This is a genomic window from Pseudoalteromonas sp. P1-11 (genome assembly GCF_001399995.1).
In the GTDB taxonomy this organism is placed as follows: domain Bacteria; phylum Pseudomonadota; class Gammaproteobacteria; order Enterobacterales; family Alteromonadaceae; genus Pseudoalteromonas; species Pseudoalteromonas atlantica.
Window position 1 is genome coordinate 1 of sequence record NZ_LJSP01000020.1, and the last position, 13852, is coordinate 13852.

General features: G+C 42.0%; 9 protein-coding genes and 1 riboswitch. Of the genes, 2 read left to right on the forward strand and 7 right to left on the reverse strand.

The features are described from left to right. Positions 1-330 precede the first annotated feature (330 nt). On the reverse strand, positions 331-3480 hold the full coding sequence (locus AN390_RS18925) for an efflux RND transporter permease subunit (protein ID WP_055255739.1): 3150 nt from the start codon (positions 3478-3480) through the stop codon (positions 331-333). Beyond that, entirely contained in the window at positions 3477-4658 is a 1182-nt protein-coding gene (locus tag AN390_RS18930) for an efflux RND transporter periplasmic adaptor subunit (RefSeq protein ID WP_055255741.1), read from the reverse strand. The genes AN390_RS18925 and AN390_RS18930 overlap by 4 nt, the downstream gene beginning before the upstream one ends. 169 nt (positions 4659-4827) lie before the next feature. On the opposite strand from AN390_RS18930, the gene AN390_RS18935 reads away from it, so the two are divergent. Continuing rightward, complete coding sequence (locus AN390_RS18935; RefSeq protein WP_055255743.1) at positions 4828-5091, forward strand: YkgJ family cysteine cluster protein; 264 nt, start codon at positions 4828-4830, stop codon at positions 5089-5091. A gap of 368 nt (positions 5092-5459) precedes the next feature. Here the strand turns inward: AN390_RS18935 and AN390_RS18940 are convergent, their stop codons facing one another. Further along, the gene (locus AN390_RS18940) at positions 5460-7313 is read right to left on the reverse strand and encodes a TonB-dependent siderophore receptor (RefSeq protein WP_055255745.1); all 1854 of its coding nucleotides are present in this window, start codon (positions 7311-7313) and stop codon (positions 5460-5462) included. A 176-nt stretch (positions 7314-7489) separates the two neighbouring features. On the opposite strand from AN390_RS18940, the gene AN390_RS18945 reads away from it, so the two are divergent. Then, positions 7490-7978: a peptide-methionine (S)-S-oxide reductase gene (locus AN390_RS18945; protein WP_055255747.1), complete on the forward strand. Its 489-nt coding sequence runs from the start codon at positions 7490-7492 to the stop codon at positions 7976-7978. Between the two features lie 151 nt (positions 7979-8129). Here the strand turns inward: AN390_RS18945 and AN390_RS18950 are convergent, their stop codons facing one another. The 4 genes from AN390_RS18950 to AN390_RS18965 form a co-directional block, all read right to left on the reverse strand. Continuing rightward, positions 8130-8681, reverse strand: coding sequence for a DUF4136 domain-containing protein (locus AN390_RS18950; protein ID WP_004587699.1), 552 nt, complete (start codon positions 8679-8681; stop codon positions 8130-8132). Positions 8682-8789: 108 nt separating this feature from the next. Continuing rightward, on the reverse strand, positions 8790-11567 hold the full coding sequence (locus AN390_RS18955; protein ID WP_055255750.1) for a hypothetical protein: 2778 nt from the start codon (positions 11565-11567) through the stop codon (positions 8790-8792). Beyond that, entirely contained in the window at positions 11564-12112 is a 549-nt protein-coding gene (locus AN390_RS18960) for a condensin complex protein MksE (protein WP_024033404.1), read from the reverse strand. Before AN390_RS18960 ends, AN390_RS18955 begins: the two co-directional genes overlap by 4 nt. 3 nt (positions 12113-12115) lie before the next feature. Beyond that, complete coding sequence (locus tag AN390_RS18965; RefSeq protein ID WP_055255751.1) at positions 12116-13387, reverse strand: hypothetical protein; 1272 nt, start codon at positions 13385-13387, stop codon at positions 12116-12118. Positions 13388-13677: 290 nt separating this feature from the next. Further along, a riboswitch (Lysine riboswitch) is annotated at positions 13678-13850 on the forward strand. Positions 13851-13852 lie beyond the last annotated feature (2 nt).

Sequence of the window (13852 nt, forward strand, 5' to 3'; positions counted from 1 at the left end):
AGGCTCTGCCTTGCCTAAAAACCAAACATACTGCTGCAAATTCAAACGCCAAAGGTCAACACGCCCTCGTTATTAGAGCTAAGTGGAGGGCACTTAACTGACAAGCGGCTCAAAACCATTGCGGTGTGAGCTTAATGCTAAGCAATAAAATTATAATGCGTTAGCGATGCTTTAAATTGAGGGCGCATAATACGCTGATATAATTAAAATAATTACCCATAATTTATTTGAAACACTTTATAAAAACTATTAATAATGCAGTGCAATATTTAGGCAATAAAAAGCTCGGCGTATTAGGCCGAGCTTTAATGGTTGGGAGAGAAACTTTAATTATTTGGCAGTGGGTGTCGGTTGAATACTTATAGGCTGCGATTTACCAAGTAGCTTACGGGTAAGGCGCTTAGCGTCTTCTAGTGCTACGTATTGGCAAGGTATAAGTATTAAAGTAATTACCGTGGCAAATAGCACACCAAAGGCCAGCGATACCGCCATAGGAATAACTATTTTAGCCTGTAAGCTGGTTTCCATAATAATTGGCATTACCCCAATAAATGTAGTGATTGAAGTGAGCAATATAGCTCTAAAGCGCTTTGCACCGGCTTGCATAACGGCCTGTTTTACGGCCATGCCTTCTGCGCGTGCTTTGTTTACAAAATCAACCATTACGAGGGAGTCGTTTACGACTATGCCCGCTACCGCAATAATGCCAAACATAGACAACCCGCTCATGGTCATACCTAATATTACGTGACCAAACATTGCACCTACTACACCAAATGGAATAACCGACATAATAATAAGCGGCTGCGAGTAAGAGCGAAGCGGAATGGCCAATAAGGCAAATATAATCATCAGCGATATAGCAAAGTCGCGTAACTGCTCATCGGCGCTGTCCATTTCTTCTTGTACGCGCCCAGCCACATTACTTTTAACGCCTGGGTAGCTTTTAAGCAGTGAAGGTAAATAGGTATCGCGAATTTCTTGTGCAATAGCAAACGGCTCAACTTGGTCAGTATTTACCGCTGCCCACACATTAACAGTACGGTTTGAGTTTTCACGGCGAATACGGTTTACACCATCTACTAGCCTAACTTCGGCTACTTCGCTTAACGGTACTTCTGCGCCGGTTGGCGTAATAATACGCGCATTTTGAATGTTGCTAATTGAGTTACGCTCGCTTTCTGGGTAGCGTATCATTACTTTAATTTCTTCGCCTTCGCGTAAAATACGCTGTGCTTCTAATCCGTAGTAACTAAAGCTTACTTGCGATGCAACGTCGGCAAGTGTAAGTCCCATGCTGTAGGCCAGTGGTTTTAAATCTAGCTGTACTTCGTCGGTGGCACTTTGTAGTGAGTCGTTTACATCGCCTACACCTTCCATGCTTTGTAGTTTAGCTTTTAATTTACCAGCTACTTCTTTTAGCTCATCGGCATCTTTGCCTTGTAGCCTAAAGCTTACGTCGCCGTCATCACGTCCGCCGCTAAAAATATTATCTTGAATATTAAGCGTTTTAACACCTGGAAGCGGGGGCATTTGTTCGCGCCACAGGGTGCTTAATGCAAAGGTGTCGATAGGGCGCAAGTGTGGCTCTACTAAAATAGCCATAATGTTTGCTTGAGTACGCCCACGTAAGCTTACCGATAAATCGCGGATCATGCTTTGGCCGTATTGCTCTTCAAGCTCTTTATCTACTTTGAGTAATACATCTTCTATTTTGCGGGCCGTTTCAAGGGTGGCTTGCTCCGAAGAGGCCAGGTTCATTTCAAGCGTAATACGCGGAAAATCATGCGGTATTTTAGGGTTAGGCACAAACTTAACTAAGCCGCCTGCAAACATACCTGCACTGACTATTAATATACATAAAAAGCCAATAATTACGGTATAACGATAATGTATACAGTGGCCTATAAAAGGCGTGTAATAGTTTTGTACAAAATGTTTTAAGCCACTATCAACCACATTACGCAGTTTATGTAATGGGTTTTTAGGGTTAGGTTTACGTGGGTTCATGGCTGCAATATGCGCAGGTAATATTAGCTTTGATTCAATCAGCGAGAAAATCAAACACAATATAATAACCACACCAATGGCTTTAGAAAACGCAGCGCCTGGGCCCGATGCCATAGCTTGCGGTAAAAACGCCGCGATAGTGGTTAAAACCCCAAAAGTGGCAGGCATTGCAACGCGCTTAACTCCGCGAATGACATTATCAAGGCTATGGCCGTGTTTTTCTATTTCGGCACTGGCAGACTCACCCACGACTATGGCATCGTCGACCACAATGCCAAGTACAATAATAAAGGCAAATAACGACACCATGTTTATGGTGATGTCTAAAAAGCCAATTGGCATAAACAAAAAGGCACCTAAAAATGAAACGGGTAAGCCCATCATTACCCAAAAAGCTAAACGCAGCGGTAAAAACAGTGCCAGCACTATCATTACTAAAATACCGCCCCATACCATGTTGTCGATCATCATATCGAGTCGACCTTCAAGGTAGTAAGTTAAATCAACAATAGGCGAGAGCTTTACGCCTTGTGGAAGTTTCGATTGTTTTTCTGCCATGTAGCCTTTAAGAATTTTAGCTACATCGGTAATGTCTTGATCTTTAGAGGCATCTACTTCAAACGTGAGTGAGTTTTTACCGTTATATTTAGAGTAAAGTAAGCCTTCTTCAAAGCCATCATTAATCGTTGCTACATCGCCTAAGTTAATCTGTGCGCCATCGGCAAGCGTTATAAGCGGAAGCTTTGCAAATTCACCACCACGGTAGGCTTGTTTTTCAACACGCATTGAAATATAACCAGTGTCAGAGCGAATTTGCCCTGCCGACATATTGGTAGAAAAATTTTGCACCGCACTTGAAACATCTCTAAAAGTTAGGCCATATTCGCGTAGTTTGTCGGGGCTTATTTCTATGCCTATTTCGTAATCTAGGCCACTGTAAAAATCGACTAAATTAACCCCAGGCAAGGCGAGTAGTTCATCTTTTATGTCGTTACCTAGCTCTTTAAGCTGGTAATAACTCATGTCGCCATAAAGCGCGAGGATCATTACCTCTTGCTGAAATTTTTCACGTTGAATAACGGGGCGCTCCATTCCTGCCGGAAAGGTATTGATAGAATCAACTTGTGCTTTTATTTCGTCTAGGGCTTCTTGTAGGTCGTATTTTTCTTCTATTTCTACCCACGCTTGCGCATAACCTCGGTTAGAGTAAGTGATTAAGCGTTTTATACCCTCGGTACCCTCAAGGTTTTCTTCAATTTTTATGGTTATGCCTTCTTCAACCTCTTGCGGGGCTGCGCCTGGGTATACCGCTTGAATACTCACCCAGTTACTTTCAAACTGCGGGAATGCCTGTTTACGAATTGTCAGCGCTGTTAAAAGCCCGCCAATAAGTATAAAAATCATGATGAGGTTTGCCGCCACTGGGTTACGTGCAAACCATGCAATTAAGCCTTTTTCTGAGGTACTCATGGTGTATCCTCTTTAAGTGCTAATTGAGTCACATCGCTTTTAGACTCAGTGCCTTCTAGCTTAACCGCCATGCCTTCTGTTGGGTATTCAAGGGCAGAGGTAATAAGTTGCTCACCACTGTTTAAGCCTTGGTCTGCAATCACCATACCGTTTTGTTCACGTACAATATTAAGCGTTTTAAAACTCAGGGTGTGATCGTCGTTTAAAATAGCAATTTTGTTATTTTTAACTAAATGGTGCGGCACTATAATCGCGTTATCAAGCGCGCGGCCTTTTATGGTGGCATTTATATAAGAGCCAAAACGCAGTGGTTTGGTGTTATCAGCGTACGGAGTTGGTAACTGAGCAACTAAATAGCTCATACGGCTGGTTTGATCTACCACACCTTCGCTTCGTACCACCTTGGCTTGCCATGTTGTTTGTTTGCCGGCAAATTCAGCATTAAGTGTAACCAATGCGCCAATACCGCCGTTATCTAGGTATTGCAGCTCTTTATCTGCAACCGGTAAACGCACCTCTGCAACCGAGGTAGCGCTTAGCTCGCCAAACTTGCTACCCGCACTAACCACTGAGCCTAAGCTAATGGTGCGTTGGTTTATTATAGCGTCGTAAGGGGCTTTGATGTACGTGCGTTCTAAATTACGTTTAGTGCGTTTTACACGGGCTTGGGCAGAGCGAAAGTTTGCCATTTTTTCTGCAAGTTGTGGTTTACGTAAATAAAGCTCCGATGCAATTGCATCGCTTGAGTCTGATTTAATACGTTCCCATTCGGCTTTAGCTACGTGAGCTTGCGCGCGTTCTATTTCAAGCGCTGAACTTGCTTGGGCAAGGCCTGCTTCGGCCTCAATTAAATCGGCCTCGTAATCATTTGGATCAATTCGTGCTAAAATATCGCCTTGCTTAACAAACGCGCCTTCAACAAATTGTTCGGCTACTGAAATAACTTGCCCGCTTACTTGTGCAACCAGCTCTGTACGGTCTTTAGGTTTTACTACGCCGTACGATTTAACATCGAGCGTTATTGCATCAATGTTTACGTTTTGCGCAGCAACAAGTGGGCGAGTGTCTTGCTCTGGTTTTTCTTCTGGTGGTGTTTTCATGGCTGAAAGGCCAAAAGCGAGTGCAATCCCGGCTGCTAAAACCGCGACTGGTAATAAAATTTGTTTTTTAGTAGCCACAAGGCATTCCTTCATATATTTGGTGACAAGGCAATAATACGCAATAAAGTGTTTACAAGGCGTTTTAAGATGTAACAAAGCATTACATATGTGTATTACAGATAAATAATGGGCTAGGCAGAGTGTAAATTTAAATACAAAGGCCTGGCTTTAACTAACAGAGGTATTTATGAAAACAGAGCCTATGGCATGTCGCTTAGGCTGCGGCGCATGTTGCATTGCCCCAAGTATTAGCTCGCCAATACCCGGTATGCCAAACGGTAAAAAAGCCGGAGAGCATTGTATTCAGCTTGATGAGAACAATTTATGTAAACTATTTGGCGATGAAAGCCGCCCTAAAGTATGTAGCGATTTTAGCGCCACGCGCGATGTATGTGGGTCAACTAATGCAGAGGCTCTAGCGCTTATTACCGAACTTGAGCAGTTAACCTAGTTTACGAAGTTGATACACATATATTTACATTTATCTATTACCGAGTGATTTTTTTAAGTAATTAAAAGCTGCGCTTTTCACGCGAGCAAGCTCTGCGTCTACCGCAAATGTGTAGATATATGGTTGTTTTGTAGACGTAAAGCTTGCTTAAGTGACAGGCAAAGCCTGTAAAAGTGGTTTATTTACAAAGAGGGCAAGAGGCGCTGCGCTTTTAGAGGGAGAGATTAACTCTAAGTAATAGTTGGTTTGTGTTTTCTCATTTATTTCTTATTCGCTCCTCTTTGTGCAACTTTTTAGCTTTGCTTTATATAAAAACACAGCGTCTACAAACCAAAGTATAAATTGAGTTTGTAAACGCCGCTTTAATTTTACCAACTGTACGTTGCGCTTAATGTATATTGTTCACCACGCCCTGGTGTACCAGGTATTTCTTCAAACGACTCATCCCATAAGTTATCTGCCGCTAAAGTAATAAATAAATTGCTTAACTGAGGCGGGGTTATTTTAAGCGTGAGTTGGGTAAATAATGCGTTGTCGTCGCCGTTTCTAAGTGCATTTTTGTGTTGTGTACGCCATTCGTTATCTATTCTAAATTCTAAAATATCAGTTGGGTTATACACAGCGCCAAGTGTTAAACGGTGATCAGGAAAGTTTAACGCGTAAAAACTGGCATCAATATCGGCTGCGCCGTAGTTCTCTGATTTATGTAAATAGGTGTAGCTAGCAATAAGTTTTGCTGTATCAAAGTGCTTAGTCGCTAAAAATTCAACCCCTGCAGTATCAATATCAACGGGGTTTGCAAAGCGCGCCGAGGTAGAATCAAAATTAAAGGTCCAGTCGGTTAAGTTACTATCTTTTCGATAAAAAATAGCCGAGTTTAACTGCCAGCTTTGCTCTTCAAGTAATAAACCTAGCTCTAAGTTTGAAGTGGTTTCGCGCTCAAGGTTGTAGTTACTTCTAAATAATCCACCAGAATCGTTGCCGCCAATAGCTGTATAGCCTGCAACTTGGCTCGCCTGCGCGTACGATAAATAAAGGCTTTGCGCTGTGCCGTCATTATTTTGGGTATTTAAGGTTATATCACCAATGGCTGATACTTTAGCATCATCACGGTTTGTATCGTCATACGCAGCCCCTAAACGAAAAATAAGCTGTTGGTTAGCCTTTAGCGCCATTGTGTATTGGGGCAATACGCTCAGCTTATAATATTTTCGTGAGGTAAAGTTGTTTTCAAGTGTGGTTGATTCAATCGAGTCATCAATAAATTGTGCTGAGTAATTGATTGCAAACGCATTGCTTTGTGCATGGCGACCTGAAAGAGCAAGCGATTTAACTTCACTTTTATGAAACGCTTCGAATGCACTTGGGTTTTCGCGCGAGTAAATATAGTGATCGTCATGGGTGCGGTAATACGCCGATACTTCAAAATTACTGTTTTCAGCGTAATTTTGCTTGTGGTTAAGCATCCAAAGGCGGGTTTCTAAATCTTCAGTTTCGTTAACGCCAAAAGGGGTATACAAGTTAGGCCAGCCAAAAAACTTATCTTGCGAGCCATAAAATAAATCGGTTTGGCTATTCTCACTTGCCAATTGCACGCGAGCTGAGGCGCGCGAAAAGTCATGATCGCCATTATCAATAGTGCCATCACTTTGCGAGTGAGAATATTCACCTTCAAAACCTAAGGTATAGCCAGCTAAGCTATCAAGTTGTGTGTTTTTAGCAGCGTGAATACTTTGAAGATTAAAGTCGTTCGTACCAGTACCAAGCGATACACTACCGCCAGTAATAATCGGTTTCCAACCAAACGAAACCGTACCTACAGAGCTGTTCATACCGTACATTGCGTTATCGGCACCGGTTAAAACTGCTGGGCCGCTTAGCATTTGCGGTGCAATGGGAATTTCAGCAAAATAATGACCAGATTGCGGGTCAAGCAGGGTAGCACTGCCTACTCTAAAGCCGGTGTTTTCAAAAATACCGCCACGAATAGTTACATCAGCTTGTGCCTCAGCCATATTTCGTGATTGAAGATCTACACGCGGATCGTATTCTAAATTAGAAATAGGCGAGTCAAATGTACCTACAGGCAGTTTATTCGCAGTAGGCGAAGCCTCCACTGTTATTTGCTCGATTGAAGACTCATCAGATAACGTATTAGCATAAGCAAATGGAGTAACGCTGCATAATAGTGCAGGCAATATAATGTGTGGTGTGCGGTTCATGTGTTTCTCGTCGTTTTTTATTTGTAGCTGCGGTTACAATTAATTTAAAAGCTCATATTTGAGCATGATAAAATAGCTAAATGTAACAGCAGTCATTTTGTGCGCGATTGTACATTAATTTGTTAATATCTGCATTTGATAACCATTCACACTTTACTCATTAGGTAGCATTTATAATGGATACTAAAGAACACAATACTATTTACTTTGCTGGTGGCTGCCTATGGGGCGTACAAGAGTTTATGAAACACTTGCCTGGTGTTGTTAGCACACAGGCAGGGCGCGCTAATGGTTCAAGTAAAACTACAGATGGCGACTACGATGGTTACGCAGAATGCGTAAAGGTAATTTTTGACCTAAACGCCGTTAGCCTAAATAAGCTGTTTGACTACTTTTTTGAAATTATTGACCCATATAGCATTAATAAACAAGGGGATGACGTAGGCCCTAAATACCGCACTGCTATTTACAGCAAACACCAAGGCCATTTAGACGCAGCAAACAATTATATAAATAAGCGCAGTGATGCAGAAAAAATTGTAGTACAGGTAGAGCCGCTAACTAATTACGTGCCAAGCGATCCTGAGCATCAAGACCGTTTAACCAACCATCCAGATGACTATTGCCATATACCTTTTGAGTTATTGTATAAGTATAAAGCGTAAATTTAACTCGGTATTGTAGACGTGCAGCTTGCTGACGTGACGTGACGAGCGCAGCTCATAATTATTTAAATCTGAAGTCCCAAAAATAAACACCCACAAAAAAGCTCACATACTGTGAGCTTTTTAAAACTTATTTAACGCTAATTTTAACTTACTGCTGCTTTTGCGGCGGGAAGTTGCTTAAAATATTAGCGACTGTTTCTTTAATTGATGCTTCGCGTTGCTCAGGCGATTGTTTTTTCTTTAAACGGCCTTCTTTTGCGCCGCGCCATACAAGTTGGTTTGATTCGCGGTCAATAATATCAATTACTAACGTACCCACTTCGTATTCGCGGGCACTAATGTCGCGTTGAAAACCCGTACCCCAGTATCCCCAACGTGCGCCGTAGCCTACGTTAAAGCTGTCTACTTCTAGCTCTTTATCTACCGATGCATGGTAGTTAACTAGTACGTCAGCTTGGGCTGGGTCTACTAAGCTCATACCTAATGTTTGGCTAAGCTCTTTATTAACGGCAGTACGTACACGTTTTTCCATTAAGCCGTTAATTTGGTAGTTTGTGGTGTCTTTGGTTAGGCTCGCGTTTTCTACCCAAGCAAATGTTTTAAAATTACTAAAGTTGGCTGATTTGTCGTAATCCCAGTCTGGGGTTTGCGTACAGGCTGTAAGTAATGTCAGCGCTGCAACAATAAGTATATTTTTCATTACCTTTGCTCCAATAAAATGCGTTAATTTAAAATAACACACATCGTTTAAATGTGTATTAGTTTAACGTCCTATATTTTAGTTTAGTTGGTTTGCCTTAACGGCCAATTAATTGTGCTCAACTTCAATCCAGTCTTTTTCGTCTACCCAGTTTTGGGCGCCATCTTTTACTGAACGAATAGGTACAATGTAATCACAGCTTACCTGCGGCTTAACCGAGGCAAAAATTGGCACAAAGCCAAAGCTCAGTGCCGTTTCTATGATTGCTTTTTGGTTTTGCGGATCAATGTCGGCCGCTTCATCAATATAAATAGGTATACGGTAAAGGTTTTGTTCCTGATCGCTTAATAAGTAACGAATAAACAACATGCCACATAATAACTTAATAGTAATACGGGTCCCGTTTGAGCCAGCTGAATCTATTTTTTCAAAGTGTTCGGTTTCGCCAGCGCGGTTAACCACTTCAAAACGAATATCAAATAAGTCAGTTAATGTAAGGCCTGCTTTGTCGGAGGCAAGTTTTATTAGGTGATCTTTTGCTTCGTTTACTGCGCTTTCGCTGTAAGGTTCTTGGCTTAATAAATCAAGGGTGTCGCCTTGCTCAAACTGATGCGACGTGCTGATAATGGTATCAATACTATCAACCAGCATTTTGCGCGGTATTACGTTAATTTTAAACGCTTGAAGGTTAGAAATACGGTGCTGGCTTATGCCTTTATTAAAGCTGTTCATTTCGCGGCGAAGGCGGTCTAGGTCTTCACGCAAGCCTTTAATTGTGGCGGCTACTTCGGTTAGGGCTACGCGGCCCTGGCGCTCAACGGCATCGCGTTCGTTATCAAGGTTATGAAACGCGCTAATCAACTTTTGGTATTTAGTAAATTCGTCATTTTCGTTATCGAACTTAGTAATGCCCGCGTTATATACATGCAAATAGGTATTACGCACGTTTATGTCAAAGTTGCGCAGCTCTTGGCAGTCTTTATTAAAGTGATGTACTAAGTCGCTTAGGTTATCAAAGTCGACTGTTATATCAATCATATACGGGGTTACTTTACCGCTGTATAAATCAAGCGTGTGGTCAATTCGCTCGCTTTTAACTTGGCGTAGGCGCTCGGTTTGGCGATTAATTTGCTCTTGCTTAGATTTAATTAACGAGTGCCTGTCTGCAATTGAGCCACTATTTTTTTGAATGTCTTGCAGGTAGTCGTCAACTTGTTCGCGCTCTGCTAATAACTGCTCTTTTAGCATAGATTGCGCTTCTACCGACTGCTGCATTACCTCAAATTGCTCTAAGCGTTTTAGGGCGCTCTCTGCGCTCATTAACTCATCGTAAAGTGCATCTTTTTCTTTTTGTTTATCGGCCACGTTAGCGGCTACTTCGCGCTGTTGTTTAAACTCTTTTAACGAGCGTTCCAGCGCGTCTAGCTGAGCGCTAAGCTGGGCTTTGTTTTCGCCGCTTTGCATTTGCACTGGCGAAAGTTTTTTAAGTTTAATGCTTGCACCTGGAAGCGTTAGCACTCCGCCTTTAACGTTTTCGCTTAATAGCGATAAAAATTCCCCAAAGGCGTCTTCATCATCAATGGTTATATCGCCATTGCTGGTGGTGGCAAACGAGAGTATATCGGGGTTTAAAATGCGCGATATTTCTTCTACTTCTTTAAGTGATAGGTCTTCGCGCATTCGAGTAAACAAATTAAACTCAAGGTTTTTAAGCTGCAGTTTTAAGCTTTTAATTTGTTTTTGGGTCTCGCTAATGCGGTAATCAAGCGTGTGTAGGCTTTGCCCTTGTGCGCTGGTAATAGAGTGCGAAAGTGACTCGTAGTCTTGCTTAAGTTGGCCAAGGTTGGCTTTAAGGGTGGCTTTATTTACCAGTTCAAATTCGCTTTTAAGAGCGCTGTAATCTAAAAACCATTGCTCTATTTGGGTTTGCCTGCGCTCTATATCGCGCGATTGCTGTACGTATAAGCTTTGCTTTTGCTCAAACTCGTGTTTTTCGTGCTCTATGTCTTCAAGGGCAATGGCTAGTTCGCTTAGTTGCTCTTCTTGGTAGGTATCAAAGTCTATTAATGCTTGATCAATTTTGGGCGCGTAGGCTGCTAACTTACCTTTAAGCACGGTTTGGTTTTCAAGCATTGATTCAAGCGCCGTTATTGGCTCTTGCATTGATTCAAGCGCTTTTAATTCGCGTTTAGCGCGATTTACTTTATCAAACGAGCGACGCCATACCTCGTAAAAGTCCACTTTAGAGTTAGACATATGGCGTTCAAACACACGCAGCATAAAGCGTTTAACATCGCTTGCACCTAATTTGTGTAAGTTAAGAATACGCCTAAAAATTTCTTTATAAATGGCGGAGTCTTGCACGTTATTTAGCGGGATCATTTTTAAATTAATGTCGCCGTCAAAAGGGGTTGCGCCGCCGGTAAGCAGGGCGTTTAGCTCTTGTGCTTTAAGCTCTATAGGGTTGTAACCTTGCGTTTTTAAATGATTAAACAGCTTGGTAAACTTAATAATGGTATTACCTTGCGTGTACTGCGCTAAATCAAGTTTGCCCTGATAACAAAAGTACTGGTGCGCGTAACCGGCTATTTTACCTAGGCCTGCTACACCAATAACCACCGAGCCATGGGGAAGGTTAGCTTCAAGCAAAATGTACGACTGATCCGATGAAAAATAAAATTTACGGGTTTCATCTAAATCGTGCCCGTCCCATTCGGTTAGGCGCAAATCATTTATTAGCGGAAATTGCAGGGCGTTAATAACCGAACTTTTACCGGTATTGTTTGGGGCACAAATAGAGCTGCTTTTATCAAGCGGAATAACACACTTTGCATAGCCTGCGGTATTAAGTAGGGCGAGTTTACTTAGTCCGTATAAGTTTTTCATTGCTCGTCCTCTGTAATGTAGGTTTCTTCGTTTACTTCCATAAGTGCATCAATATAGCGGTGAATAGGCGCTTGTAGCATAAAGCCGCCTTCGACTTCGCGGGCAAGGCCTAAACGTACCATGCGCAGGTATACATCTTTTCGTAAATCTGAGCCCGAAAATATCTCAAGCTGATCAAACAAGTGCTTATTAATTTGCACTAAGGTTTGCATCAGTTCTAAATCGTTTACTTCATCAAATAGGGCACGCATTGGGTCTTTACCCGTATTGGCAAAGTGCTCAATTAAAATGTAAATAGTCAGTGCAATAGCACGGGATATTTTACCCATGTTTGGCGTGCTTTCGTCGCTGGCAAAGTAGTAAAAGCCGCGGCTGTCGTGTTTTAAATCGTGGCCAAGGGCGCTAAATAAGGCGCTATAAGATTCTATGTGCTGGTCAAGCTCTTGCCACATTACGTTGTCTTGTTCGCAAATATGGTAACCCGCACCTAATTTTTTATTAATGGCTTGTAGGTGCGTAAGCTCGTCTAAGTTTATATGTGTCATGTGTTACTCGTCTGCCTGTGTATCTGGCTGAGGCGCAGAATTAAATGGGTATAACGAAAAATGCTGGCCGGCAATTTTTACGCGTGTTTTTTCATCGCTTTGGCTAATGTGAATTTCACTGTCGCTGACTAGTTTTTGATATAAAAATAGCATTTCGTCGGCGTCTAATTCTGGGTAGCTTTCATCTAAAAATTGCAGTAATGGCTGGGGCTTTTTACGTTTTTTATTAAAGCGTTTTGCAAAGCTTGTTTTAACATCGTGGTAATCAGGAATGTTTGGCGTAACAAATGCCGGCACGTCTTGTTGCTCTGGGAGCTGATATTCTTCGTGTTCAAATTCTACCAAGCTTGCCATATAGGCAACTATATGACGCTGCTGGCCAAGCGAATAACGCTGCGCATCGCTTACAAAATTTGGTTGTACCGCGCTTAGCATGTTGTCTACGCCATTTTTACGCACAAGGCCAAGCACTTTTGCTGCCTGGCGGGTAATTAGGTTATTACGGCGTAGCTCTTCGCGCAGTGGCATAAGCATATCGGCACTTTTGCGTAAGCTTTCTCGGCCAACTAAATGCATTTCGAGTATCCGAGTACGCAATTGCTCAAGCATACGTTTGTCGTTGTAGGCTTTGCCTGAGCGTTCAATGTGCTCTATTTGCTTACTTATTTGTTGCTCAATAAGTGTAAAACAGGCATGAAAGTCACCGCGAATATCGACCATTTCAAGCATCGGCTCTATGTATTCGTCAAAGGCTTCTATTACCGCTTTGTAGCGCTTTTGCAAAGATTGCACCGCGTGATCAGATTTAGCTTGCTCAACAATGTTTAAAATAGCGTTTTCGTTGTGCGCGTAAAGCTTCATTATTTTACGCACCCGATCATCCATAATGCGGCTATAGCGGCGTAAATCGTCAAAGTCTTCTATTTCGCCGGCATTATCTAAACGGTTTCCTAGGCGTGCTAAATCATCAACCAAAACGCTAATTTCTTGTGCTAAACCTAGGTGTTCTTCTTGTAATAAAAAGGTCGCAAAATCGGCAATGGCGCGGTTTATTTCAAGCTGGGATGATTTAGCCAATGGAATAAGTATGTCTTGATTGAGCAAACGATTTGTTTCTTTGTAAATGCGCTCGTTTGTCCATGTGGGCTGTTTTTGCTTAATGGCGTTTTGCACGTCTTTGAGGTTAAAGTCGGCCATTTTAAAACGTTTAAATAATAGCTCTAAAACACCCCAGTGTTCGCTAAGGGTATTAAGCAGCTTTTTAGCTGGGATCATAATGCGGTGATACATCCTAGTAATGAGTTAACTACACTTAAAGCAGAGCGTAGTTTTTATATTTTTATAATAAAAAGTACTCGTTATTAACTGGCTTAATTTACACATTTTTTTAGCTGGCGTACAGGCGAGTTATATTAAGCGCTGTAAAAGTAGCCAGCAATGTAAACCTTGGCTAAATTATTCGCGTTATATTAACTAAAACACCTTGACAGCTAGACGTCTAAACGATAACTTTCAAAGCCCCGCTACACAGTGGGGTTTTGTTTTATTAGCCACAGGTTAATACAACATTCAGAAGAGGTGCGATACTTAGGTATTTAATGGTAGGTGACGAACGCCCATAACCATTAAAGAGGGAAGTACTCGCCGAGGAAAACAAGGTTACGTCAACCATGTTTTTCGGTTTATGGGGCTGAATCCCCAAAACTGTCACCAACTTAGGTGGAGAGCTTCTGGCAGTGG